At 66.9% G+C, this 25,581-nt stretch carries 17 protein-coding genes and 1 pseudogene; 11 read left to right on the top strand and 7 right to left on the bottom strand.

The features are described from left to right. The first annotated feature begins 510 nt into the window (after positions 1 to 510). Positions 511 to 3,165 carry an AfsR/SARP family transcriptional regulator gene (locus FHS44_RS00725; protein ID WP_184711900.1) on the top strand — a complete coding sequence of 885 codons (2,655 nt, stop codon included), beginning with the start codon at positions 511 to 513 and terminating at the stop codon, positions 3,163 to 3,165. Between the two features lie 8 nt (positions 3,166 to 3,173). Here FHS44_RS00725 and FHS44_RS00730 read toward each other — a convergent pair whose 3' ends face one another. Further along, positions 3,174 to 4,085, bottom strand: a complete 912-nt coding sequence (locus FHS44_RS00730; protein WP_184711901.1) for a serine/threonine-protein kinase — start codon at positions 4,083 to 4,085, stop codon at positions 3,174 to 3,176. Positions 4,086 to 4,183: 98 nt separating this feature from the next. Between FHS44_RS00730 and FHS44_RS00735 the strand changes: the two genes are divergently transcribed. The 8 genes and pseudogenes from FHS44_RS00735 (at position 4,184) to FHS44_RS00770 (ending at position 16,097) form a co-directional block, all read left to right on the top strand. Further along, positions 4,184 to 5,707, top strand: a complete 1,524-nt coding sequence (locus FHS44_RS00735) for a PD-(D/E)XK nuclease family protein (protein WP_184711902.1) — start codon at positions 4,184 to 4,186, stop codon at positions 5,705 to 5,707. Beyond that, the gene (locus FHS44_RS00740; protein ID WP_184711903.1) at positions 5,704 to 6,774 is read left to right on the top strand and encodes a pPIWI_RE_Y domain-containing protein; all 1,071 of its coding nucleotides are present in this window, start codon (positions 5,704 to 5,706) and stop codon (positions 6,772 to 6,774) included. Before FHS44_RS00735 ends, FHS44_RS00740 begins: the two co-directional genes overlap by 4 nt. Next, on the top strand, positions 6,767 to 10,180 hold the full coding sequence (locus FHS44_RS00745; protein WP_184711904.1) for a pPIWI_RE_Z domain-containing protein: 3,414 nt from the start codon (positions 6,767 to 6,769) through the stop codon (positions 10,178 to 10,180). Before FHS44_RS00740 ends, FHS44_RS00745 begins: the two co-directional genes overlap by 8 nt. Positions 10,181 to 10,185: 5 nt before the next feature. After that, positions 10,186 to 12,750 carry a pPIWI_RE module domain-containing protein gene (locus tag FHS44_RS00750; RefSeq protein WP_246435150.1) on the top strand — a complete coding sequence of 855 codons (2,565 nt, stop codon included), beginning with the start codon at positions 10,186 to 10,188 and terminating at the stop codon, positions 12,748 to 12,750. A gap of 592 nt (positions 12,751 to 13,342) precedes the next feature. Beyond that, positions 13,343 to 14,364, top strand: a pseudogene (locus tag FHS44_RS00755) (IS5 family transposase). Between the two features lie 32 nt (positions 14,365 to 14,396). Next, the gene (locus FHS44_RS00760) at positions 14,397 to 14,558 is read left to right on the top strand and encodes a hypothetical protein (RefSeq protein ID WP_184711906.1); all 162 of its coding nucleotides are present in this window, start codon (positions 14,397 to 14,399) and stop codon (positions 14,556 to 14,558) included. 69 nt (positions 14,559 to 14,627) lie between these two features. Further along, entirely contained in the window at positions 14,628 to 15,371 is a 744-nt protein-coding gene (gene nth / locus FHS44_RS00765) for an endonuclease III (protein ID WP_184711907.1), read from the top strand. An 84-nt stretch (positions 15,372 to 15,455) separates the two neighbouring features. After that, positions 15,456 to 16,097 (top strand): NUDIX hydrolase, encoded by a 642-nt coding sequence (locus FHS44_RS00770; RefSeq protein WP_184711908.1) that lies wholly within the window; start codon positions 15,456 to 15,458, stop codon positions 16,095 to 16,097. Here FHS44_RS00770 and FHS44_RS00775 read toward each other — a convergent pair. Next, positions 16,047 to 16,610: a HEAT repeat domain-containing protein gene (locus FHS44_RS00775; protein ID WP_312863487.1), complete on the bottom strand. Its 564-nt coding sequence runs from the start codon at positions 16,608 to 16,610 to the stop codon at positions 16,047 to 16,049. The genes FHS44_RS00770 and FHS44_RS00775 overlap by 51 nt on opposite strands. Before the next feature lie 99 nt (positions 16,611 to 16,709). Between FHS44_RS00775 and FHS44_RS00780 the strand changes: the two genes are divergently transcribed. Continuing rightward, complete coding sequence (locus tag FHS44_RS00780; RefSeq protein ID WP_184711910.1) at positions 16,710 to 17,909, top strand: MarP family serine protease; 1,200 nt, start codon at positions 16,710 to 16,712, stop codon at positions 17,907 to 17,909. 186 nt (positions 17,910 to 18,095) lie between these two features. Here FHS44_RS00780 and FHS44_RS00785 read toward each other — a convergent pair whose 3' ends face one another. From FHS44_RS00785 to acs, 5 genes are all read right to left on the bottom strand, one after another. Then, positions 18,096 to 18,557 (bottom strand): DUF309 domain-containing protein, encoded by a 462-nt coding sequence (locus FHS44_RS00785; protein ID WP_184711911.1) that lies wholly within the window; start codon positions 18,555 to 18,557, stop codon positions 18,096 to 18,098. Continuing rightward, positions 18,554 to 19,477 (bottom strand): alpha/beta fold hydrolase, encoded by a 924-nt coding sequence (locus FHS44_RS00790; RefSeq protein ID WP_184711912.1) that lies wholly within the window; start codon positions 19,475 to 19,477, stop codon positions 18,554 to 18,556. The genes FHS44_RS00785 and FHS44_RS00790 overlap by 4 nt, the downstream gene beginning before the upstream one ends. Further along, the gene (locus tag FHS44_RS00795) at positions 19,474 to 19,962 is read right to left on the bottom strand and encodes a phage holin family protein (RefSeq protein WP_184711913.1); all 489 of its coding nucleotides are present in this window, start codon (positions 19,960 to 19,962) and stop codon (positions 19,474 to 19,476) included. The genes FHS44_RS00790 and FHS44_RS00795 overlap by 4 nt, the downstream gene beginning before the upstream one ends. After that, the gene (gene nhaA, locus FHS44_RS00800) at positions 19,959 to 21,215 is read right to left on the bottom strand and encodes a Na+/H+ antiporter NhaA (RefSeq protein WP_184711914.1); all 1,257 of its coding nucleotides are present in this window, start codon (positions 21,213 to 21,215) and stop codon (positions 19,959 to 19,961) included. Before nhaA ends, FHS44_RS00795 begins: the two co-directional genes overlap by 4 nt. A 273-nt stretch (positions 21,216 to 21,488) precedes the next feature. Then, positions 21,489 to 23,474, bottom strand: a complete 1,986-nt coding sequence (acs, locus tag FHS44_RS00805) for an acetate--CoA ligase (protein ID WP_184711915.1) — start codon at positions 23,472 to 23,474, stop codon at positions 21,489 to 21,491. 313 nt (positions 23,475 to 23,787) lie between these two features. On the opposite strand from acs, the gene FHS44_RS00810 reads away from it, so the two are divergent. Beyond that, positions 23,788 to 24,561 carry a Fic family protein gene (locus tag FHS44_RS00810; RefSeq protein WP_312863488.1) on the top strand — a complete coding sequence of 258 codons (774 nt, stop codon included), beginning with the start codon at positions 23,788 to 23,790 and terminating at the stop codon, positions 24,559 to 24,561. Positions 24,562 to 25,581 lie beyond the last annotated feature (1,020 nt).

The following is a 25,581-nucleotide window of genomic DNA, read 5'->3' on the forward strand; positions in this document are numbered from 1 at the left end:
ATGACACAGACAACCAAGCGGCTTCCACGGCCGAACTCCGCAAACTGCGTAGTGGCCCCGGATCGGTCAATCCGGGGCCACTATTTTCTATGGGCGATTTGTCGCGCTAGTCGGGTTGAGTAACGCGAAGAGCGGTTTGCTGTTAAGTGCCGGGCGTGGTCTCGCCGCCGGACTTTTTGGGCGCCGGACGCGGCTTGGTCGTCGGGTAGGACGGGCGGCGCCTACGGGATGCACGGAGCTCACGTCCCGGCCTTGAATACGTCTTTCCCATGATCGTTCCTTTCTTCAGCCTTGTGCCCGATATGTCTTCCTGAGGATGCACTTTCGGGTACAAAACCTATTTACTGGACAGTCCGGGTTTGATTGCTCGTTCTTCCCGGACATCACTCATGCTGGCAGAGGCGAACTCTGCTGTCGCGTGCGGTCATGAGCGAGTCGTGAGAATTCCTTCCGGCCGACCTGGCATGCTGAGGTCTGACAGAGAAACAGGTGATCGAGGGGCGATCATTGATGAGCATCTCAGTAAGGATTCTCGGCAACTTCGGGGTTTTCGCCGATGGCGAGCGTATTGCGATCCGTGCGGAAAGCATGCAGGGCCTCTATATCGTCGCGCTCGCCGCGAGTGAGAATGCCAGTGCTCGGCATGAGCACATATCTCGGCTCCTGTGGGGCGGCACCGTGACCGCAGAGCGGGCCAGAGACCGGCTTCGGCAGTACAACTCGCAGCTTCGCACTGCTGCTCCGGGAATTGTCCCAGAACGGAATGAATTCGGCGAATGTCGCCTCTCGCTCCCTCTCGCTGCCATTGACTACCAGAGGTTTCGCAGATACTGCGACAAGGCGTACGGGGCGACCGGAGAGGTCCGGGTTGACCTTCTCGGCAGCGCGCTCGCCCAGTGGAGTGGATCCCCTCTCTCTGACATCACCAGTGCTGGTTTCGCCGACGAGAGAATACGCCTTGATCTTGAATGGCTGAAGAGTTGGCACTCATATCTTGGCGCATTGGTGGATCTGGGAGACGTTAAGACGATCTTGGATCGGGTCGAGGAGCCGCTCGCCCGTTGGCCCAATGACGTTCGGCTCCACAAGATCAGGAGGGAAGCGGAAGACCTGCGGGAGGGGGTCGGCGCCTCGGAATCGTTCTCTCCGATCATGAAGTCCTTGTCGAAGCGTCCGACCGGAATATCATCCCTGATTGGGCGAGAAGAGCAGATACTTCTTCTCGATCTCTTTCTTCTCGGTTCCTCCGCGCCGCCGAAAGTCGTCGTCCTATCCGGAATGCCCGGAGTTGGCAAGTCTGCGTTGGCTCGGACCTGGGTCGAACAAGTAGCGCATAGATTCGGAGATCGCGTGCTCAGGGCTGATCTCAACAGTTATTCGGGCAGTCAGCCGGTCGCTGCGATTCTGGTTGAATTCCTGGACAGGCTCATGGTCAAGCCAGCTTCTTCCACCATGGACGATCTAGTCGAGGCGTATGTGAAGGCCACAAGTCGGCAGAAGGTGCTGGTCGTTTTGGACAACGTGCGTGATGCGACGCAGGTGCGCCCGCTTCTTCCTGCCCAGGGCGGTGGCTCCGCGGCCCTGGTGATCAGTAACGATGATCTCAAAGGCCTGACCGTTCGCCCCGGCGCCCGTTCCATACGGCTGCTTCCGCTTGCGCTCCACTCGGCGGTCAAGCTCCTTGCGGAGACCGGGGGCATCACTATCGACGCCAATCTGGCGATCGCGCGCGAAGTCGCTGAACATTCCGGCTGTCTTCCGCTCGCTCTGCGGATCATCGGATCCCTGGTCAAAGACGGCAGTCATACCCTCCTACAGGCGAAGACCCTTCTTGAGGGCACGACATCCAGGCTGCGTAAGCTCCGCTACGACTCCTCTGACGAGCGACTCGACGTCGAGGCGGTGTTCGCGAGTGCCCATCAGAGGCTGTCCGACGACGCGAAGGGGCTGTTCTGGCGGCTTGCCGTCCATCCCGGTCCGACGATCAGCAGGTCGGCAGTCGCCGTGCTCATCGGCGGGTCGGGTCATGAGTCCTGGATCCAAGAGCTCGAAGAGCTCAGATCGGCGAATCTGATCGAGGAGCCCTTGGAGGGTCGATTCGCCCTGCACTCACTGATCCGCAGCTATGCCGAGTCGCACATTGAGGAGCAGGACGAAGAAGAGATAGTTCGGACACTCACGCGCTGCCTCGACTTCCTCCTGCACGGCGCGCGTCATTGCGACCGGCTCCTGTCGCCCGGACGGCCCGAGTACACCGAGTACAGAGAGGAGTTCCCCGCATCCGCCATCGGCGACGTGCCGGAGGCCATGAAGTGGTTCGAACGCGAGTATCAGACTCTGGCCAGCGCTTTCACGTCCGCCCTCCGATTCGGACTCCACCGGCATACTCGACAACTGGCCCTGGTCCTCGTTCCTTACCAATGGAGGACGAACAGGCACGAGGAAACCGTTCGGATGCTCACGGAGATCCGGGACGTCGCAGACGGATCGGCCTCCTTCTGTGAGCAGTCGATGATCTATCGTCTCCTCGGCGGTGCCTACCGTTCGCAGGGCCGACCGAACCTCGCCATGGCCAACGCCGAGTCAGCGCTTCGGAAGGCAGAAGAGGGCGGCGAGCCCCGCGACATCTCGCTGAGTCAGAACGCTCTGGCGATCCTCTGCGTGGAGTCGGGCGACTACCAGAGGGCGCAGAGGCTGTTCGAGGAGTCGCTGCCGCAGCTTCGAGGTCTTGGTGACCTCGCCAGCGCCGCGATCTCGCTGCACTGGCTAGGCCAGATCCACTTGGATCGCGAAGACTTCCCCGCCGCGCGTGAACATTACGACGAGGCCATCGATGCCTTCAGCCAGACGACGGACATGGCAGGACTGGCCAGCGCGTTGTATGGCCGCGCGCTGCTACGGCTGGCGACGGATGCCGGAGCTGAGGCCATGGAGGACCTTCGTACAGCAGCGGAGTGGTACAGGCATCTCGGGTACACGCGGAACGAGGCGAGGACCCTCGCCGCACTCGCTCCGTCGCTGGTCGCTTCGGGCCTGATCGAAGAGGCCCGCCGTACGCTGACCCGTGCCCAGGCACTGTTCCAGACGATCAACGACACGCTCGACGCCGAGCACCGGAAGTCGGCGGATGCGGTCGAGACCATGCTTGAGGAACTGGCCCGGTGACCCTCTCCTCAATGAGTGTCGGCCGTTACGCCTGGGCCTTTGCGGTACCAGCGGGTGACATCCGGCGGCCTGACCTTCGCGGGCCGCAGACTGCCGGGAGCCGGGAGCACAGGTCCCAACGCGCGCAGCACGGCATCCGCTGTGGGACGGTCCGCCGCATTCGGGCTGATCATCGCGAGGCCGAGCTCCTTGAGAACCGGGTGGACTCCGTCGAGCGTCCCGGGAGGGAATTGCGGGTCGCCGGGCTTCGCGGTCCTTGCGTTGCCGTCGTAGGGAAGGACCTGCACGAGCATGTCGAACAGAACGCACCCCAAAGCGAAGACGTCGTTGGCGAACCGGGTCGGCTCGTCCTTCCTGAACTGCTCGGGGCCGGAGTAGCCCTCCGTTCCCGACGCGGACGGAGGAAGTTCCCCCACGCGGCAGGCCAGCCCGACGTCGAGCAGACGGACCTCCCCGTCGGGCTCGATCAGGATGTTCTCTGGTTTGACGTCCCGGTGCACGAGCCCCTTGCGATGGATTTCGGCCAGGATCTCGCTGAGCTGACCGGCGACCGAAGCCGCTACACAGGTCAGCGTCGCCTTTCCCACCTCTATGTAGCCTTCCAGGCTGCCGCCCGCACACAACTCCATGGCTATGTAGCGGCGTTTCTCTCCTGGTATTTCACCGATGTCGCCTTCGCAGACCCACTCCGGTACCCCACGGACCCCCCTCAGCTGGACCAGGTTCTTCCCCTCAGCTTCGAAGTCTGCGCGCGAGCTCTCGAAAGACTGAGTGGTGTCGAAACTGCGCCGGTGCTGGATCTTCACCGCGACATCCGCGCCTGTGATGAGGTCCCGGGCCTTGAAGGTCTGGCCCCAGGAGCCGCTGCCCAGCTCTTTGTCGAGGCGGAAACGGCTGCCAATCATCGTGCCGACGCGCACCGGGTCCCCCGATCCTCAGGGCCGCCTCCTGGGGCGAGCCCGGCTGATATCCACTGAAAGGTGAGTGCAGAATGTCAAGCTGGCACCCTCCCGAGGGCATGAAACCGTTCAGCGGTCTGATCCGGGTCTCCATGGCCACTCTCGCCTCAGGGAACTACCACTGTCCGGCCAGCACTGCCATGAAGGCGCGCCTGCTCGAGCCGGTGGTGCCGCCGCCGCGCAAACCGGATCGCCTGGAGGACTTCGCCCTCGGGCCGTTCATGGCCGCCCTGGATCAGGCCGACTTCCCCTTTCTGGAAGTACGCCGTGGCCGGCCGATGCACGACGGGCTCAGAGCGTGGACGGAGCACGCGCTCACGATGTACCGCAGGGCTTTCCCGGCGGGAGCGGAATCCGGCCTGGAACCGGTGTACGCCCCTTGGACCAGGACTGTCGAGCTGCGCGATCCCGACCATCGGTCCGCCCGGCGCTACGAAATCACCGCGTGGGGGCGCCGTCTGGCCTCGCCCGACAATCGCATCCGTGAACTGCGGCTTCCGGTGTACCGGATCAGCCGCCTCAAGAACTCCGCGGAACGTTCGGTGGCCGCGCTCGTCGCCGCGACGGGCTCGCCGGGGCCGCTCCCTGAGCACGTCCGGGTCTTGCAGTTCGGGCTGCTAGACGGCCAGGTCGAACCCCTTTTCTCAGGATCTCCGCAGGACGCGCAGATGCTCTTCGACGAGCATGGGCGGAGCGGCCTGGAAAAGGCCGTCGACAACAACGACTATCGCCCGGGCTCAGCCTGTGTCACTTGCAAGTACACCGCGGCATGCCCTGCGCTGCCCCGGGCCCCGGGGCTGCTGGGCATCACCGACCGGACGCAGCCGCGCAGAACATGGTCGCCGTCGAACGGACGTGCCTATCGGGCCTGCCCGGCACGCGATCATCTCCGCCGGTTGAACCTGCCGAAGGATCACCGGATCGATCACTCGGCGAGTGCGGACCGGGGACGGGCGATCCACCACTTCCTCGCGGACCGTCATCGTGTCCCGGCGGCGCCGTCCTGTGATCCCGCCGTTCCGGAGCAGTGGAACGCCGTCGATTTCGTTCTGCCTGAGAACGAACGGCTGCTCGGCGCGAGGCTGCTGCGCCAGCATGCCGCGGTATGCCCGCTTCTGCACGCTCGGACCGGCTCGGCGAAGGTCGAACCGACGCTGACCTTCCATGACGAGAATGCCGACGTCTTCGTGATCACCACTCCGGACCTGCTCTACCTCGATGGCGACTCGTGGGTGTGGCGGGAGGTCAAGACGAGGAGCCGAGATTGCAGGAGAACTGTCGACCTGCTGGAGGACAACCCGCAGCTCTCACTGGCGATCCTTCTGCTCGCACGCGGTGAGCTGGGGGGAAGCCGTACCAGGTCCCGAGTCGAGCTGGAGATCCTTCATCCGGATGGTGTCGACCTCGAGATCCTCGATCCGTTCACCATGAGCGTCCAGGTTACCGCTCGACAGGTCCTAGAAGATCATTTGCGTGAGTGGCACGCCGATCGGGACTACGCGCCCAGGCCTGGTATCGAATGCGGCCGCTGCGAGGTTGCCCGCTGGTGTTCGGCCGCTTCGACGTCAGGAGCGGAGACATGAACGAGCCTCAAGATCACCTATTCTTCGCGGCTGCCCGTGCTGTCATGGAGCTGATGATGCTGCGCAGGACGGACTCATTGCGACTGCCCTATCCGCCGCTGGTCCAGCTCACGCTGGACCGGATCGTGCTGGACTGTCTGAGACGGGGAGACGATCCGCCGACGAGCGTTCCCGATTTGGTCGCCCGCCTCGGAGACCCCGCCCGCTGGCCCTTCGTCCCGCCCGTTGGCATCACCATCCCTCTGGTCGACTTGGCCACGCGGACTCCGACGAGGACCTGCGCGGAGGCGGCCTCCGCAGGGCCCTCGGGAGTCCTGGAGCAGGAAGCCGAGCTGCTCCTAGCCGAGATCGCCGAGGGCTGCCGCTCTGCGGAGCACTTCGCCGAGTGCAGGGCTTTCCTCAGCGAGAACATCATCATCTCCCCGGCTAGGGGCCGAGCGCTGTCCTCTCATCGGCGGAAGTCGGCGCTGCTACGGCGTTTGCGGTGGCTATACGAGGAGGCGCCGACGGCCTTCGCAACGCGCGGAATGGGCGAACGGTTCCTTGCCGAGTGTGCCCGGTGCCGGTTTCCGGCCTTCCAGGTGGGACGGGCTGAGGAGGAGACCTGGCGGTGCGAGACCGGCTATTGCGGGCTCATGGACGCACCGACCCTCTACGGCTTCCACGACTCGCTGCTGCTCCGAGCCCCATTGCGGCTCTTCATGGCGCTGCCAGGTCAGGTCGAAAGTGATCTCCTCCGGCGTCTCCACGGAGCCGGCGTCTCCACCGTGCTGGTGGAGGGAGGTCTTGGCGCTCATCGGACGACCCACCCGGTGGACGGGCCGGTCTTCCAGGTTTTCGACCGTGAGGATCCCGTCCTCCTTGCAGCTCGCTTCAGTGAACTGGACGATCTTCCTGGGCCTCCGGTGACCGCAGTGATCCCTGATCGAGTGGTCGCTGAACGACCCTCCTACCTCACCACCCTCGCTGCGCATCTGGAGCCGGGAAAGACCGCGACGGTCGTCACCGAGGCGGAGCTTCTCCGCTCCCTCATCGGCGCGGTCGAGGAGGGATTGGCGCATGCGTAGCCTGGACGTGCCACTCAAGGAGATTCTCGGAGAGCTCCGAGAATCACCCCTGTCCAAAGACCTGCTGGAGAGCGATCTGCGCGCTCTGTGCGAGGTTGAGATTGGGTTGTACCTCCAAGAGAAGATCATCCCGAACGACCCAGCCATCACCGGCTGGGCGATTTTCAGCGGCTACCCGTTCGCCGAGGCGTGGGGCACGGTCACGACCCCAGAGCATCGGCTGCTTCTCCGCATCGCGCGCCATAGCGTCTGGAGCTTCCGGAGTCGTGAAGCCTGGAACTCCGCACTCCAGACTTATCAGACCCACGAGCGGCTGCTCAGAGGCTACGACGTGGCGAGTCCCGCTGCCGCGCCAGCGGTACGCCGCAGCCTCCCCGCAGCGGCACGTGACCGCTGGGACGTCTACGAAGCGCTTCTCCTGGCGCCGCCACCGTTCGAGGGTGCCCCGCTGCCGATTGCGGCCCCCGGGTACTACGAGTTCTGGCTCGGCCGGTCGAAGACCGGCGTTGCTATGCCTGTGTTGCCGTCTCAGCCGCCGATCCCATCCCACGACCTTGACGTCCGTCCGGGTCCGTGCGGCCCGCTGACCTTCGGCTGGGACGAGTTCGAGCGCACTGCGGACTACATGGATTCCGTGAGCTATCGGCGGTGGAGGGGCCGCCTCGACGAGATCCGCCTTTTTACCGCCGGAGCCCAGGGATTCGCTAGGAGCGAGCGGTTCACCGTCTCCGGCATGCTCCACCTTCTCGGCATCGTCGGAGTGGGGAAGAGCACGCTGCGGGACGTCCTCACCGTCCACCTCGCCCGAACGGGCCGACGGGTCACGGTGGTGGTGGGAGATGTGGCGGAGCAATTGAGGCTCGTGGAGGACTACAACCTCTACGCCCCTGAATCGGCCGTCCCGGTGATCGGAGTGTCCAGCCGGGAACAGCATGCTCAGCGGCTCCACCGCAGACTCGCGAGTCGGACCAGCCTGAACCTCCTAGCCCATGACGGCCCTGGTTTCGCCAGCGTCTGTACCAGCTGCTCGATCAACGCCCTCCGCTGGGAGCAGCAGGGCGTGGCAGAGCCGCTCCCGTACACGGACGCCCCCTGCACCCGGATGTTGCGGGGCTGGACCCGGCACTTCTGCTCTCTCTGGGCCTCATGCCCCCGCCACTTGGACGAACAGCGTCTGGTCTCCGCGCCCGTATGGGTCACCACCCCACAGAGCCTCGTCAGTTCCTCGGTGCCGGATCCGCAGAACGCCGAGCAGATCCGTTACCTGGAACTCGCCTGCCGCCGCAGCGACCTGATCATCATCGACGAGGCCGACCGCGTCCAGATGCAGCTCGACAGGATCTTCGCGCCAGCCGTGACGCTGGAGGGTGGTTCCAGCGGAGAGTCGTTTCTGTTGGACGTGAACCAGCGCAAGCTCAGCACTCTGGCGGAGGGCAGGCAGGAGCAGCTTTCCAGCCATGACGTCGAGACGTGGTCGGCAGCGGTAAACACCGTCACCGCTGCGGTCAACCGGATCTATCCGATGCTTCTCCGCGACCCCAGCCTGCGCAAATGGGTCCGCGGCAGGTACTTCAACTCCTGGACCCTCCAGTTGCGGATGGTCGAGGAAAGGTATCCGCTGCCTGAGGACCCCGCCTTGCCTGACCCGTACAAGAAGCCCCGAGAGCGTCTGAGGAAGCTGCTCGACGAATTTAAGGACAACCCTTTCGGTGACAAGGCGCAGCCGAAGGGCGAGGCCGCTGGCCTGGTCCACACCTTGGCCGACCTTCTTCTCACGGGACGCCCCGCGAAAACCCGGAAACGCCTCACTAAGCGGGTGATAAGGATCTTTGACCTCGCTCCCGAACTCGCGAGGGTGCAAGCGGAATACGAGGCGTTCGAGGTGCAGCAGGAGTTGAGGATCCGCACGAAGGCGAAGCAGCCGCCCTCCGCCAAGGAATGGCTCGATGTCCGGGTCAAGCGCTTCGAATTCACTCTGCTGCTTTGCCTGCTGGAAACGAAGCTCGCCCTCATGAACGCGATGTGGCCGAGAGTCTCACCGATCCTGAAACTCGATTTCAATGAGATGTACCGCTCGCCTCGCGACTACGCTCCGATGATCCCCGAATCACCGATGGGCAACGTTCTCGGCTTCCAGTTCCTGGTCGACGGCCACGACACGGGCGGCGTCCGCAGCGGCGAACTCCAGTACTTCCGGTGCAGCGGGCTGGGACGGGAACTCCTGAGAGCCATGCCGGGGCTCGCTGAAGTAGACGGGCTGCCCGGGACCAATGTGATCTTGATGTCCGGCAGTAGCTGGGCAAGCGTGTCGAGTCGCTACAACGTCCATGTCCCGGTGGGAGCTCTCCTCAGGCCGGAGTGTTCGAAGATCGAGGCCATCAGCCGGGACAGTCGCTTCCGGATGGAGTTTCTGCAGGGCGTTGGCGGTCCTCTCACCGTCTCCGGGACGAACGAGACGCAGCGGCCTGAGGTCCTCCGGCAGATGATCACGATGCTTGGCGCCGCAGACCATGACGGTCTGAGCAGGCTGAGTCGCGAGCTGAACCGGCTTCCGGAACTCCGCCGCCACCTCCTCATCCTGGTCGGCAGCTACGAGGAGGCGACTCTGGTCGCCGACGCCCTGCACGCCATGCCTAACTGGAAGGGTGACGTCATCCGGCTCGCAGCCGATGACGAGGACCTCGACACCGGTGTGGATGCCGACGAGCATCATGCCCGTGTCCTGCGCCGGGGCGATCTAGACACCTTGGCGCTGATCCCTGGCCGCGTCCTGGTGGCGCCCCTCCTTGCGGTCGAACGCGGGCACAACATCCTCAACGAGGAACTGGAGGCCGCGATCGGCACGACCTATTTCCTGGCGCGGCCTAACCCCCGACCTGACGATCTCGGCCTCGCTGTTCACGCGATCAACGATTGGATGGTGCGCGCTCTGGAGAGCGGCGAATTCGCCACTTGGGTTCAGAACGGACAGAGCCTTGACCAGGGCGCGTCTGCGGCTCATGCCGAGGCCCGTTCGCACTGGTACCGGCTGCTGGCTCGATCGCTGGCCTGGAGTCGACTCGGCGACGACCGTGCGACTGTTACCTGGGACATGCTCGTTCTGACGTGGCAGGTGATCGGCCGTCTTGTCCGCGGTGGAGTCCCCGCCAACGCGGTCTTCGTCGATGCGGCCTTCGCCCCCTTTACCGCCTCCGGCAACCGCCATCTCGAAACCTCTGCCTCCAGCCTTTTGCACAGCATCTGGGAGGTCCTCGACCCCGCCTTCCGCGGACCGGAGATTACTGCGGGTCCCGGCAGGCTCGAGCAACAGATCATTCGAGCGCTCTTTTACCCGCTGTGGGCCCCACTCGATCGCTGCCTGAATGATCCGACCGGTGAAAGGACAGTGGCATGCCTCACTCAGTGATCCGGATGGCGGCTTACGAGCCCGATCCCGCCCACGGCCCTTGGGAGGTGGTCCATCAGGTGCTGCGTTTCCCCCAGTTGTGGGGAGAGGAACTCCACGGCCTATACCGGCGCCGCTGGTCCACCGCCCCTGTCCTCCCGGTCCGCTCGCTTAGCGCGACGGCACGCGCCATCGCCCCTGGCCTGATTGCCATCGCGCGACCTCCCGGAGGGCTGGCGGGTCCGGCCATGCCCCTCTTGCACGCCCAGGAGCGGATCCCGGACGATGTCGTCATGGCCCTCATCAATGCGTGGGCCTGGTCGCTCGCTCCGGCTCAAGAGGCAGACCAACTCGTGGACCAGACGTTCCAGAGGTTGGAAGAGGCGCCGCCCCACTGGGAGGTCGCCACGATGAACCTGCTGGAACAGCGCACGACCAGCGGCGGAACCGCAGAGCCCGCGCGAGAGCTTTACACGCTCCTTCCAGAGCGGCTCGCGGCCAGGCTGGCGGATCGCGCCTTCCGCACCGCCGGTGGAGAGCTGCGCTTCCGGGTGGTCAGCGGTGAGGCTGGCGCCGAAATGGTCTCGTGGCCGCCTCTCTTCCACGTCAAGGAAAAGCGCCGCTGGTACTACTCCCTGGTCATCACGATCACGGTGCAGACGGTGCCCTTCGCCGACTCCTTCCGGGTGCACACCTCTACCCATCTCCGGCGGTGGGCGACCTCTTCCGGCACCCGTCCGCGCCGGGGACAAGGCGCTAAGGTCCTCTTTGACGTTCCGATCCCCTGGGCGGATCTGGCAAGCGAGCGACGTCGCCTCATTCCCAACACCATGCGCTACAGCCACGAGACGGGCAAGCTTGGGTGGGGGCAGCGCGGTCCTGTCGAACTGCTCGGAGGTCTCGACATCATGCGGGACTACCCTTCGCCGGCCGACTTGCTGGCCGCACCAGAGATCCGTGTCTTGGGCGTCGAGGGCATCGCGTCCGGAATCGTGTTCAGCACGGGAATGGGGCACCATGCCGTCGGTACAGGCCTTATGCCCGGCGAGCGGGCCGAGATCGACGCCTGGATAGAGGAAGGGCTCGCCCCGGTGCTCCGGCGGGTGTCGGACTTGCGGAGGGCCTTCTCGCCTTCGAGACCCGCTCTGCTTCCTGAAGCCCATCCGGGTGAACTCGCGAAGGATCCAGAGAGCTACCAGCGCAAAGTGGAGACCCGCCGCGCTGCCCGGAGGGCGGCGCTCTCGGCGGCCCTGAGAGAGCCGCCGAGAGTCGAGATCCTCTGGAAGCACGAGACGACGAGAGACTCCCTGATCAACGAGATGAGCGATCTGCTCGGCACCGGGCTCCAGATTCACTGCGAGCCGGTCGACCGCCTCGTCCGACCGCTAGAACTCATTGGGAACGGTGTCGAGGCGTGGCAGGAGGCCGTCCGCGCCCGGGGCGAGGAGGTACGGGAACGATTTGGTTCCGATGGCGTATCCCGGCGGGTGGCGCTCACCTTCGTTGAGATTGACAAGAAGGATCTCTATCCCTCGAAGGAGGTCGACCCGAAGTACGCGCTGCGGCTCGGATTCGCGCGCGCGCACCGCCTTACCCAGTTCATCCAGGACGCGGAGCAGACGGATGTCGGGATTGGCCTCCGCTCCCGCTCCGCATGCCTGGACGGGTTGCGGCAACTCGGCGCCGACATTCTGGCCCCGCACCGATGCGGGGCTGGCGTTGCGGCAGATCTACAATATGCGGGCCTTTGGATGATTCGTCAGAACTCCAGGAGGAAAGGACAGTACGGGGCACGCAGGCTGATCGCCGTACGCATCCGTCCCGATGCCCATGAGCACCCCGTCCGCGGGTGGGATCAGGGACTCGGGGAGTGGATCCCCTATTCCGACCTTTTGGCGAACCTTGGCGCGAGCACGGAGCCGTACCGGCCAGACGCCGATGAGGACGAGTCATCAAGCGAGAAACTGGCGCGAACCGTCCAGCAGCAGATCCGCGTGCTTCTCTATCGGCTTCGGGACAGACCGACACTCCTAATGGTGAACAGTCCGAACATCCGTCAGCTGTGGCCCTTCCTTAGGAACAGCCGTCTTGTTTGCGATCAGCTGCAATTCGGCGGTGACCCGTTCCAACCCGTGGCCCTCTACGGTCCCGACCTGCGTGTGGTTCTCGTCCGGGATCGCAACGGCCGAGAGGAGACCGCTCAGTGGCATGCGACCGGCGGGGGAGAACCCGGCTTCGCCTCGGGCCTATGGAGCGCGCCGACCGAAGAGAGGGAGGAGCGTGTGTTTCTCAGCACGACCGATGCGCCACCCATTCTCCGCACGCTGCCCAGAGGCCTGCGCAAACTCTTTCCTGGGCCGGAATGGCTGACCGCGCCGCGGAAGACCGCCTGGAACCCCCAGGCTCTGGAACTCACCGTACTCGGTGGTCTCACCGAACACGGAGAGGACTCAGCGGTCCTCTGGGCCGCGTTGGCCCACCAATCCCGTTTCCACAATGACCACCAACCCCTCTCGCTCCCATATGCGCTGCAGCTAGCCCGGCAGGCCGAAGAGTACGTACTTCCGATGGCCGAATACGACGAGGGCTGAGCAAAGGCCCGCAAGGCAACCCACATTTCCGATCGGAGAAAAGAGCAGCAGGTTCGTCAGGAAAAGACCACCGCTTTCGCTGAATCGAATATGCTGCGGCCCCGGAATGAAGGAGCGAGGCCCGTCGCGGAGAACGCGATGGGCCTGCGGTCACCGGTTGCGCCCCTTCCATCTGAGCGGGCTTCCGCTCAAGGCCTTTCGGGCGTCGGCACGCTGGGCGGGGGTGCGGTGCGGGCCCGTGATCCGATCCTCGCAGAGGGAGCGGTATAGCGGTCGCGTATGTCGTTCAGATGGCCGCCGAGAACGCCAGAAGTGTGGCCTCTTGATGGAGCATTGGGAATTCTATAGCGCCGCGTCCTGTACCGGTCGGTTATGAATGCGACGGACCCGATCAGATATCTGATGCGCTCACCTTTACGTGCCGCATGCTGGCGGCCGACCGCAGGTGAGGAGATTTGGATAATCGCAGGTTGCAGTTTCGACGGACACTCCCGAGCAATCGGAGTATTCTTCCTCACCGCTAGGGCCTGTTTGGGGTTCGGATCTAGGTGGGGCCCGGTGACGGGCTGGCTGTGGCTGGTAGAACTCGGGCATGGCGCGTTTTGATGTGACCGATGCCGAGTGGGTGTTGATCGAGCCGCATCTGCCGGTGGCGGCCACCGGGCCGCTGCCGCGGCGCGTGCGCGATCAGTTCAACGGGATCCTGTGGCGTTTCCGCACCGGGTCCGGTTGGCGTGATGTCCCGGAACGGTATGGGCCGTGGTCCACGCTGTATTCCCGGTTCAACGGCTGGGCCAAGGCCGGGGTGTTCCAGGGGCTGATGGAGGCGTTGATCGCCGAGGCCGCCTCGCGGGGGCAGGTTGGGCTGGAGCTGGTCAGTGTGGACTCCACGATCGTGCGGGCGCATCAGGACTCGGCCGGGCTGGCGGTGGCCGGGGAGACGCTGGATGCGCTGGAGCAGGCGCTGACCGAGGAAAAGGGGGCTGCGCTGGCGGGGCAGCCGCCGGTGCTGCGGGGGATACGCCGCAGGTCACACCCGGCCTCGACGGTGCGGACACGTCGTCGGGCTGGGATCGCGTCGCCGTACGGCGACGCCGCAAGGCCCGCGCTGCGGTTGCCGGGCTTGGCCGATCCCGAGGCGGGTTGAGCAGCAAGGTCCATGCCGCGGTGGATGCCGCCGGGCTGCCGTTGGCCTTCGTGCTCACGCCCGGCCAAGCCGCCGACTGCCCGCGCTTCGTCACCGTCTTGAACAAGATCCGTGTTCCCGGCCGGGTCGGGCGGCCGCGTACCCGCCCTGCCGCGGTGGCGGCGGACAAGGCGTACTCGTCTCGCGCCAACCGCTCCTATCTGAGGAGACGCCATGTCAAGGCGGTCATCCCGGAGAAGAGGGACCAGGCCGTCAATCGCAGCAGGAAAGGCAGCCGGGGCGGTCGGCCCGTCGGCTACGACACCGATCTTTACAAGGAGCGCAACACCGTTGAACGGTGCTTCCAGAAGATCAAGTCCTGGCGCGGTCTGGCGACCCGTTATGACAAGGCCCCGGAAAGCTACGAGGCCGGGCTCCACCTTCGAGGTTCGATCATGTGGCTGAAGCTCCTCACCTCACCCACATGATCCGAACCCCAAACGGCTCCTAGCCTCTGGCGGTGTCCCGGACACTCCGTCGACCGGCAACCCCCGAGCCCCGACCTCGGGTTTCCCCGTGGAGCCGCTTCGACGACTTCTACGAGACCATGATCGGCCGTGAGGGACGCCGCTCACCCGCCATCCCCGTCCCCCGCCTCCTCGAACTGCTCGGCCGCCGTTAGACGCGCGGGCTTCGGACGTCGACCACCGGATCGGGTCCGGGGCCCCGCCGCGCGGCGTAGCCTTCCTGCATGGCAGAGAGCAAGACCAGCGGCAAATCGGTCAAGAGGGCCAGGAAGCCGGAGACCCGGCTCGGTCTCGTACGGCGGGCACGGCAGATCGACCGCGTCCTCGCCGAGACCTACCCGGACGCGCACTGCGAACTCGACTTCACCAACCCCCTCGAACTGCTGGTCGCGACGATCCTGTCCGCGCAGTGCACCGACAAGCGGGTCAACCTGGTCACCCCCGCCCTCTTCGCGAAGTATCCGACTGCTGAGGACTACGCGGGGGCCGACCGCGCGGAGCTTGAGGAGCTCATCCGCTCGACCGGCTTCTACCGGGCCAAGGCCAACAGCATCCTCGGCATGGCGCAGGCCCTGTGCGAGCGCTACGGGGGAGAGGTGCCCGGCAAGCTCAAGGACCTGGTCACCCTGCCCGGCGTCGGCCGCAAGACCGCGAACGTGGTGCTGGGCAACGCCTTCGGGGTGCCGGGCATCACCGTGGACACCCACTTCCAGCGCCTCGTGCACCGCTTCGGATGGACAGAGGAGACCGACCCCGTCAAGATCGAGCACGTCGTCGGCACACTCATCCCCAAGCGCGACTGGACGATGGCCTCCCACCGCCTGATCTGGCACGGCCGCCGCATCTGCCACGCCCGCAAACCAGCCTGCGGCGCCTGCCCCCTGGCCACCCTCTGCCCGTCGTACGGCACGGGCCCCATCGACCCCGTGCAGGCCGCGAAGCTGGTCCGCCCAGGCCCCTTCTCCTGACTTTTCGTGACTTGGCCGGGTCGGTGGGAAGCGCCGGGCCGGACGGCGCGTTGCAGAGAACCGGAACAGACCGGAGGTGTGCCCGTGGAAGTGCCCGGATGGTTGGAGACGCTCGCCGAACGGGTCGCGGGGAACCCGGTTCCCCTGGCCCTGCGTCCACCGGAGACCGGTGGGCGTCACGCCGCGGTGCTCATGCTGTTCGGCGAGGGGCCGCTCGGCCCCGACGTGCTCCTGATCCAGCGCAGCTCACGCGGGCGCAGGCACGCGGGACAGCCCGCCTTCCCCGGCGGTGGGATCGACCCCGGCGACGGCGGCCCGATCGGCGCCGCGCTGCGTGAGGCACGCGAGGAGACCGGGCTCGACCCCGCGGGCGTCCGCGTGGTCGGCACCATGCCCGAGCTGTACATCTGGCGCAGCGACAACCGCGTCACCCCCGTCGTCGGCTGGTGGCACACCCCCTCCGTGGTGCACGCCGCCTCGCCGAACGAGGTCGAGTCTGTGGAACGCGTCCCGCTCGCCGAACTGACCGACCCGGCCAACCGCCTCGTCCTGCGCCATCCGAGCGGCTTCGCCGGACCCGCCTTCCGGGTGCGCGGGCTGCTGGTGTGGGGCTTCACCGCGGGAGTGCTCGACGGGGTGCTCACCGGCTCCGCCTTCGAACGCCCCTGGGACAGGTCACGGGTCGAGGACATGCCCCCCGACGTCGTCAACCTCGCCGCGCGCTGAGCCCTCCCAGCCGCTCTCCTCGACCTCGCGCCCTGTGGAGAGCGCCAGTCCGAGCCGCGCCCACTCGGCCACGTCGTCGTCGGAGTCCTCGGTCAGCCGTTCGAGCACGGCCAGGCCCGCGGGATCGGGTGGAACGCCCATGATCTTCGGCAGCGCGTGGGCGACGCCGTACCGGACCCTGGAGTCCTCGTGCTCGCTCAGCGCGAGGACCGAGGGCAGCGCGCGGCCGTCCCGCAGGTGGCCGAAGGCGATCAGCACCGAGTAGAGCACCATGCAGTCGTCCTCGGCCGCGGCCAGGAAGCGCAGCACGGGCAGGCTGCGGTCGACGAACGGCAGTCTGCCGAGGATGTCCACCCCGAGCATCCGCTCGGTGACCGTGTTTCCCGCGCACAGCCGTCTGGCGGCGGTGAAGGTCTCCAGATCGCCCCGTTCGTGCAACATGGCGATGGCTTTCCAGCGGATTGTGCCGTCCTGGTCCCTGTCCCGCAGCGCGGTCTCGATGAGCGTTTCCACAGCTGGCGACCCCCCGATCGTTGCCATACGGCCACGATAACCGTCGGGACCTCCGGCAAGGGGTGCACGCGCGGGCCGACGGCTGGATACCGTAAAGGGGTGCGTGGTGATCTCCTCGACCTCATCCTGATCGCCCTTATGGTGGCCTTTGCGGTGTCGGGGTACCGTCAGGGGTTCATCATTGGGTCTCTGAGCTTTGTCGGTTTTGTCGGCGGCGCCCTGCTGGGCATGTTCATCGCCCCGCCCATCGCCGGGGCCATCGTGGACGGCGACACCGAACGGGCGCTGCTCGCCATCGTCATCGTCTTCCTCGCCGCGACGATCGGGCAGTTCGCCTCCTCGACGATCGGCGCGGTGGTCCGCAGCCATGTCACCTGGGAACCCGCCAAGGTCGTCGACGCGGTCGGCGGCACCTTCGCCAGCGCCTTCTCCGTGCTGGTCATCGCTTGGCTGATCGGCTCACTGGTCGCCTCCTCGCCGTTCACGGTGCTCAACCAGCAGGTCAACGGCTCCCTGCTGATCAGTACGGTGGACCAGGCGCTGCCCCCCGCCGCCAAGGACTTCCAGAAGCCGTTCAGGGAGTTCATCGACACCTCGGGCTTCCCCAAGGTGTTCGGCGCCATCGGCGGCAACCAGCTCGTCGAGGTGCCGCCCCCCGACCAGAGCGTGGCCAAGGGCCCCCAGCTCAAGCGGGCCCGCCGGGGCATCGTCAAGGTCCAGGGCGTGGCCACCAGCTGCCGCAGGCACATCGAGGGCACCGGGTTCGTCTTCTCCCAGAACAGGGTGATGACCAACGCCCACGTGGTCGCCGGGGTCAACCAGGACCTGCAGGTCACCGACTATCTCAACAACAACCACCCGGCCAGGGTCGTGCTCTACAACCCCGACCGGGACATCGCCGTCCTGTACGTCCCCGGCCTGAACATGCCGGTGCTGCGCTTCGACGGCACCGCAACGCAGGGTGACGACGCCATCATCGCGGGCTTCCCCCACGGCGAGGGCTTCACGCTCGCCGAGGCCCGCATCCGGGTCAAGCAGCGGGCCAAGGGCCCCGACATCTACGAGCGCAAGACGGTCGTCAGGGACATCTACTCCATCCGGGGGAGGGTCATCCCGGGCAACTCGGGCGGTCCGCTGCTCACGCCTGACGGGCGGGTGTACGGGGTCGTGTTCGCGGCGGCCCTCGACCAGCAGGAGACGGGCTTCGCGCTGACGGCGGCGGAGATCTCACCAGACGCGGAGGACGGGTCCAAGCTGTTCAACCGGGTCAGTACGCAGGAGTGCGACCGTAATAGCTGATACACGGCGCCGCAGTGCTTGCTTTTGCGGCGCCTGGCGGCGCCGCGGGTTTGGGCGCCCGAAGTCGGTGACTTCCCTCGTCGTTCCTCCGCTTCGCTCCGTCACTCCTCAGTCCAGCTCACCGACGCGCCCAAACCGACACTCTTCACGCTTGGCACCGGTACCCCAAACCCTTCACGCACGGCATCAGAGGAGGTCTCTGATGGTGGTTATGGCGGTTTGGGGGGGTGGGGGTGGGGTGGTGGCGAGGGAGTGGGCGGCTTGGGCCAGGGATTCGTAGTGCGGGCCGTACGGGGTGATTCTGGTGGCGCCGCGGGTGAGCAGGGTGGTGGCGCCGCGGGGGTTGCCTCGTTGGAGGTGGGTGAGCCCGACGCAGATCTGCGCCAGGCCCTGCCACAGCTCGCGTTCCTCCTCCGGGGAGTTCTTCCAGCGGCCTTCGAGCACCTCGTGCGCGTGGAAGGGTTTGCCCTCGCCGAGCAGCCTGCGGGCCTCGGTGAGCGCCTCCTCGGCGGTCGGGGCGTAGTCGTCGGGGATGCGGTCCACGCCCTGTTCGCCGTGGGGCAGGGGGCGGCCGAAGGCGTCCCTGGGGCGGCGGTTGCGTGGTCTGCCCTCGGGGTCGCGGTCCCTGGGGAACGGGTGGTCCGTCATCGGTCGGGCTCCGCGTCGGCGAGCCAGGACAGGAGCTCGGTGTCGAACTCCTCGGGCCGCTCCTCGTGGGGGAAGTGCCCGGCCCCCTCGATCAGCCGCCAGCGGTACGACCCGGTCACGTGGCGGCTCGATCCCTGGGCGGTGCGGGGCAGGGTGTGCGGGTCGAGGGAGCCGTGGACCTGGAGCGTGGGCGCGTGGATCTCGCCGCGCATCATCCTGGCGTAGCGCAGGCCGTCGGGACGGAGCTGGGAGCGGGCGAACCACCGGTGATACTCCAGCGCGCAGTGCGCGACGGTCGGGATGCGGAACACCTCGCGGTAGGTCCGCGCGACCTCCTCCTCCGGCCAGTCGGGCCCCGACCAGTCGTCGAGCATCCGCCCGACCATCGCGCCGTCCTTCGCGGTGAGCCGCCACTCGGGAAGGAAGGGCAACTGGAAGCCCAGCGCGTAGGCGCTCGCCCTGATCTGGCCGACCGAGCCGGTCAGCAGGGCGGAGCGGAGCCTGAGGGGGTGCGGGGCCGAGACCGGGACCAGCCGCAGGACCGCCTTCGGGTCCCGGACGGCCATGGTCCAGGCGAGCAGCCCTCCCCAGTCGTGGCCGACGACGATCGCGCCGCTCTCGCCCAGCGCCCTGATCAGCCCGGCCGCGTCACCGGCGAGGGTCGGCAGGTCGTAGCCGCGCGGCGGTTTGTCGCTGGCACCGTACCCCCGCAGATCGACGGCGACGGCGCGGTAACCGGCGGCGGGCAGGGAGACGAGCTGGTGGCGCCAGGTCCACCAGAACTGGGGAAAGCCGTGCAGCAACAGGACGAGCGGGCCCTCACCGGCTTCGACCACGTGGAAGCGGGTGCCCCCCGCGTGGACCGAGCGATGGGTCCACGGGCCCTCGATCCTGACCAGGGACTCGTCCGGCTCGCTCACCGGTCCGGACTCACCGGTTCGCGGTGGGAGCCGACCTGGCCCGCGCTCTGCGAGGCGCCGACCGTGGCGAGGCCGGACTCCGACTCGCCGCTCTTGAGGTTCTTGAGCGAGCGCATGGTCCGCCGCATCCCGGCCAGACCCTTGAGCTTGCGCACTCCGAACAGGACCAGCAGGCCCGCGACCACCAGGTAGAACACCGTCACGATGGTGAAGGCGAGCCAGGTCCACACGCCCAGGGCGACCAGGCCGTAGGCGATGGCGAACGAGGCCAGGATCAGGCACAGGTGGGCCATGAACGCGGCGGCGCCGAAGAGCCCCGCGGCCGTGCCCACCCGTTTCGCGTCGAACCGCAGTTCGGCCTTGGCCAGTTCGATCTCGGCGCGTACCAGGGTGGAGATGTGGTCGGTCGCGTTGGCGACGAGTGCGCCGAGCGACTCCTCCTGCGGCTCCGCGGACAGTGGCTCCGCGGCTGGGTTGTGTGTCATGAACGATCTCCTATCGAGCGCCGGTGTCCATCATCATCCTGTGCGCCGGCGCGGTTACGCACGCGCGCCCGGAGCAGGATCGCCGCCAGGACCGAGGAGGCGAGGCTCGCCGCGAGCACGCCCGTGGTCACCGCGTTCGTCCGTCCGGGATCGTCCCCGTATGCCAGGCCGCCGATGAGCAGTGAAACGGTGAATCCGATCCCCGCCAGCGTCGAGACGGCCGCCATGTCCCGCCAGTGCAGTTCCTCGGACAGTCTGGCCAGGCCGAGCCGTACGGCCAGCCACGCCCCGCCGAACACGCCGAGGAACTTGCCGACGACCAGCCCCGCGACCACGCCGAGCACCACCCGGTCGCTGAACATCGTGCTCAGCGATCCCGTGTCGAGCGCGACCCCGGCCGACAGGAAGGCGAAAACGGGCACGACGAACCCGGCGGACAGGGGACGCAGGCGGTGGGTGGCCAGTTCGGCGGGGGAGTTCTCCTCGCCGGGGTCGTTGCGGACGCGGGTCATCAGACCGAGGGCTACCCCGGCCACGGTCGCGTGAACACCGCTGAGCTCCACGAGATACCAGGCCAGCAGGGCGATCGGGAGGTAGATCCATGGCCCGCGGACCCGCCTTGCCTGGAGCAGGCCGTACAGGGCGATGAGAGCGGCTCCCGCGGTCAGGGCGAGGAGGTTGAGGTGGTCGGTGAAGAAGACGGCGATCACGCTGATCGCGCCGAGGTCGTCGACGACGGCGCAGGTCAGCAGGAAGGCCCGTAGCGCCGCGGGCATCGCGCCCGCCGTCACGGCGAGCACCGCGAGCGCGAAGGCGATGTCGGTCGCGGTGGGTACGGCCCAGCCCCGGCCTGCCCCGGGAGCCCCCCAGCTCACCGCCAGATAGACCAGGACAGGGACGACCATTCCGGCGATCGACGCCAGGATGGGCAGCGCGGCCTTGCGGAGGTTAGACAGCTCGCCGTGGACGAACTCCTCCTTGACCTCGACACCGGCCACGAAGAAGAAGATCGTGAGCAGGCCGTTCTGAGCCCATTCGCGAAGATCGAGATCCAGGTGGAGGGAGGCGGGGCCGAACGTCGTGGCACGCAGCGCCTCGTAGGAGTCGGTGGACACGTTGGCCCAGACCAGCGCGACGACCGTGGCGGCCAGCATGACGACGCCGCCGACCGTCTCCGCCCTCAGCGCCTCGGCGAGCCTGCGGGAGTGGTGGATGGTCGGCCTGAACGGCCAGACCTCGACGACGCGACGCATGCGACCTCCGGGGAGTGCAGGCAGGGCCGGTTCCCTCCCTGGCCGACCAGACTTCCCGGCACACCTGATCGACAGCCTACAGAAGACCGGCGAAAGGGACTCACAGTGCCTTTGTGTCGCATATCACTCTTGGCGATCGGTCGCGCCCTCGGTCGCCCGTGCCTTGTGGGCGGCGACGTCGAGGGGCGCGAACCGGGAGCCATCATCTTTTTCCTGCTTGTTCGCGCGCCGCGCTGCTGGCGGGGTGTCCGCCCGCGGCGCCCGAGGTGGTCCTCAGTCCTCGCTCTTGGCGCTGGGCAGCTTCTCGGAGATGAGGTTCATCACCGTGCTGTCGGCCAGCGTGGTGACGTCGCCGATGCTGCGGTTCTCCGCCACGTCACGCAGCAGACGCCGCATGATCTTGCCGGAACGGGTCTTCGGCAGCTCGGGCACGACCAGGATCTGACGCGGCTTGGCGATCGGGCCCAGCGTCTTGGCCACGTGGTTGCGCAGCTCGGCCCCGATGTCCTCGCTCTCCTCCACGCTGCCGCGCAGGATCACGAACGAGACGATCGCCTGGCCGGTGACCGGGTCGGTCGCGCCGACGACCGCGGCCTCGGCGACCTTCGGGTGCGAGACCAGGGCGGACTCGACCTCGGTGGTCGAGATGTTGTGACCGGAGACGAGCATGACGTCGTCGACCCGGCCCAGGAGCCAGATGTCGCCGTCGTCGTCCCTCTTGGCGCCGTCGCCCGCGAAGTACATGCCCTCGAAGCGCGACCAGTAGGTGTCGATGTAGCGCTGGTCGTCGCCCCAGATCGTGCGGAGCATCGAGGGCCACGGGTCACGGATGGCCAGGTAGCCGCCACCGCCGTTGCCCACGCTGTTGCCCTGGTCGTCCACCACGTCTGCGGTGATGCCCGGCAGCGGACGCATGGCCGCGCCCGGCTTGGCGCTGGTCACACCCGGCAGCGGGCTGATCATGATGGCGCCGGTCTCGGTCTGCCACCAGGTGTCCACGACCGGGGTGCGGTTGCCGCCGATGTGCTCGCGGTACCAGACGTAGGCCTCGGGGTTGATCGGCTCACCGACGCTGCCCAGGACGCGCAGGGACGACATGTCGAACTTGGCGGGGATGGCATCTCCCCACTTCATGAACGTGCGGATCGCGGTCGGCGCGGTGTAGAGGATCGTGACGCCGTACTTCTGCACGACCTCCCAGAACCGGCCCCGGTGCGGGGTGTCGGGGGTGCCCTCGTAGATGACGCTGGTCGCGCCGTTGGCGAGCGGGCCGTACACGATGTAGGAGTGGCCGGTCACCCAGCCGATGTCGGCGGTGCACCAGTAGACGTCGGTCTCCGGCTTCAGGTCGAAGACCGCGTTGTGGGTGTAGGCCGTCTGGGTGAGATAGCCGCCGGTGGTGTGCAGGATGCCCTTGGGCCTGCCGGTCGTGCCGCTGGTGTAGAGGATGTAGAGCGGGTGCTCGGCGTCGTGCGGCTGCGCCTCGTGGGTGTCGGACTGACGCTCGACGAGGTCGTGCCACCAGACGTCCTTGTCCGTCTGCTCGACCTCCTGGCCGGTCCGCCGTACCACCAGGACGTGCTCGATGCCGGGACACTCCTGGACGGCCTCGTCCACGGTCGGCTTGAGGGCGCTGGGCGCGCCACGGCGGTAACCACCGTCGGCGGTGACCACGACCTTGGCGTCGGCGTCCTTGATGCGGCCGCTGAGGGCGGTCGCGGAGAAGCCGCCGAAGACCACGGAGTGGATCGCGCCGATGCGGGCGCAGGCGAGCATCGTGATCGGCAGCTCGGGGATCATCGGCAGGTAGACGGCCACCCGGTCGCCCTTGCCGACCCCCAGCTCCTGCAGGGCGTTGGCCGTCTTGGCGACCTCCCGCTGCAGGTCGGCATAGGTGATCGTACGGCTGTCGCCCTCGGGCTCGCCCTCCCAGTGGTAGGCGATCTTGTCACCGCGGCCCGCCTCGACATGACGGTCCACGCAGTTGTAGGCGACGTTCAGCTCCCCGCCGACGAACCACTTGGCGAAGGGCGCGTTCCACTCAAGGGTGGTGTCCCAGCGCTTGGACCAGGTCAACCTGTCGGCCTGCTTGTCCCAGAACGCGAGACGGTCGCGCGCGGCCTCCTCGTAAGCCTCGGCGGTCACGTTCGCGGACGCGGCCAGCTCGGCAGGAGGGGCGAACCGCCGGGTCTCGTTCAGCAGGTTTGACAGCGTCTCCTGGGTCTCACGCGACTCGGAACCAGGGGTCTCCGGGGCCACTGCTCACTCCTTATACGTACTGCTCGTCTACTGTTCGTGTCCCACTTCACCAGGCCAGAGGTGCCCGCCACAAGAGGTCTAGACTGGTCTGTACCAATCGGTGATAGCGGTCCGTACGGTTCACAGGCGCCTTAACACCGGATAACAACCGCAGCGGAAACGTTGCTCTTTTGTCATCGTAAGAATGTAGATGACGCTATTCGGCGGCCTTTAGCTGGGGGGCCTGACACGTCCGGAGGGCGGGTACTTACGGGCCGTCCGTAAGGACGGGGCGTGTCCACCTCCCGGCACCCGGCCGCTATGGTCGGGGAGCGTGAACGACCCATTGGCTGTCATCGCGGAGATGCCGGGCGTGCCGGAGGCCGTCGCCGAGGCGCGCAAGGCCGTTGACCGGCTCTACGGCCACCGTGTGCTGCGGCGCAAGAGCCCGGAGGTGTCGGCCAGGTCGGCACTGCGCGGCGCCCGCGCCTCCGCCGCCCTCGACGGTGCCGACATCCCGCTCGAAGCCGTCCCCGAGACCGTCGATCCGGTCGTCCAGGGCTCCCTGCGGGTGTCCGCCGAGCTGGGACGACTCGGCGCGACCTGGCGTACTGCCCCCCGCCAGGTGCTGGCCAGGCTGCACACCCTCGCCGCCGCCGGTCACGGTGACGACCTGGGCCGTCCCCGGTCCTCGGTGACGGCTCCCGACCCGCTCGGCCTGGGCGCCGCTCCCGGCCCCGAGGAGACCGTGGCCAGGGTTGACGGCCTGGTCGGCCTCCTGACCCGCCCGACCACGGCCCCCGCCCTGGTGCTGGCCGCCGTGGTCCACGCGGAGCTGGCCGTGCTGCGCCCCTTCGGGTCCGCGGACGGGGTGGTCGCCAGGGCCGCCGAACGCCTCACGCTGGTCGAACACGGGCTGGACCCCAAGTCGCTGGTGGCCGTCGAGGTCGGTCATCTCGAACTCGGGACGGCCTATCCGCAAGGGTTGCGCGCCTATCTGAGCGGGACGCCGGACGGGGTGGCGACGTGGGTACGGCACTGCGCGGACGCGGTCGTGCTCGGGGCGCGTGAGGCCACGGCGATCTGCGAGGCCATGCAACGCGGCTGACCGCGGGGCTGTGGCTTTTCCGGACACAGCGGACGGCGCCCCTGGTGATGGGACGCCGTCGCTAACACGACGCCACCGGGTTACCAAGCGTGCACCTGTCTGTCGTCGGAACGGGTCGAAAAACCCGTCCTCGACATGCCTCCCGCGGCTCGGCGGCACGTGGGTACCCGGCGGTCGTGCCCGGACAAGTGGTCCGTGCACCCTTTGTACGTCGGATCCGGGCCGATGGGAACCCCTTGCGGCGGGTCCTTTACGGAACATGGGACATTTATGGACAAAGCGCACATATGCCGCATCTCATGTGTTGGGTGATCATTGGTGCGGCCGATGTTGGTCACTCTGCGTTACCGAAAACGGGCCTATTAGGGACGTGCCTGATTGGGCCCTATGGCTATACGAGATCGTTACATTGAAAAAAACTAGCGGAAACTGCAGATTGCTCCTCGACGAAACTCAACTCGATCGGGCAGCATGAGGTGGTATCTCCACAAACTGGAGCGACCGCGCACGCGGGGGCATGCAATGTCCTTGCCGTGCCCTGGTCAACCCTTGAGGCTTTCTTCTGAAACAGGGCCGGCTCTACCCCCCCAGAGCCGGACCGGTTGGCGGCCCCCGCTCTCCCCCCCGGCGGGGGTCGCCACTTTTCCTCCATGTACGGCATGCGTTCCCATCGTCGGACACTTCGACTGCCCGCGTTCGTTGGTGTTCCCGCGCCCTGTCCGGGGCTCCCTCGGCGGCTGGTGGCTCCCTCGGCGGCGCCCGAATACCCGGGTTCGCTCCCCGCCGCGTTCCAACCGCCAGGCATCCACGCCTTCCGGGGCATCTCGCCAGAGGATCCAATTGCCCTGCTCGTTGGCGTTCTGTCCGCAGGCGCTGTCGGAGGCCCCTTCAATCGGACGCTCCGTTCGCCCCCGCCGCGGCTGCCGGTTGGCCTGTGTCCGTGCTCTGTCCGAGCCACCCGCCCGCTTTCCAATCAGGCGTTTCGTTCGCTTTTGCCTTGGCCGCTCGTTGGCGGACTTC

Origin of the sequence: Streptosporangium saharense, from assembly GCF_014203715.1 — a bacterium.
Lineage (GTDB): Bacteria > Actinomycetota > Actinomycetes > Streptosporangiales > Streptosporangiaceae > Streptosporangium > Streptosporangium saharense.

Coding starts and splice junctions, on each gene's coding strand:
- FHS44_RS00725 (WP_184711900.1), top strand. CDS start 511: ATGAGCATCTCAGTAAGGATTCTCGGCAACTTCGGGGTTTTCGCCGAT.
- FHS44_RS00745 (WP_184711904.1), top strand. CDS start 6,767: ATGCGTAGCCTGGACGTGCCACTCAAGGAGATTCTCGGAGAGCTCCGA.
- FHS44_RS00740 (WP_184711903.1), top strand. CDS start 5,704: ATGAACGAGCCTCAAGATCACCTATTCTTCGCGGCTGCCCGTGCTGTC.
- FHS44_RS00785 (WP_184711911.1), bottom strand. CDS start 18,557: ATGACGGACCACCCGTTCCCCAGGGACCGCGACCCCGAGGGCAGACCA.
- nth (WP_184711907.1), top strand. CDS start 14,628: ATGGCAGAGAGCAAGACCAGCGGCAAATCGGTCAAGAGGGCCAGGAAG.
- FHS44_RS00795 (WP_184711913.1), bottom strand. CDS start 19,962: ATGACACACAACCCAGCCGCGGAGCCACTGTCCGCGGAGCCGCAGGAG.
- nhaA (WP_184711914.1), bottom strand. CDS start 21,215: ATGCGTCGCGTCGTCGAGGTCTGGCCGTTCAGGCCGACCATCCACCAC.
- FHS44_RS00750 (WP_246435150.1), top strand. CDS start 10,186: ATGGCGGCTTACGAGCCCGATCCCGCCCACGGCCCTTGGGAGGTGGTC.
- FHS44_RS00735 (WP_184711902.1), top strand. CDS start 4,184: ATGAAACCGTTCAGCGGTCTGATCCGGGTCTCCATGGCCACTCTCGCC.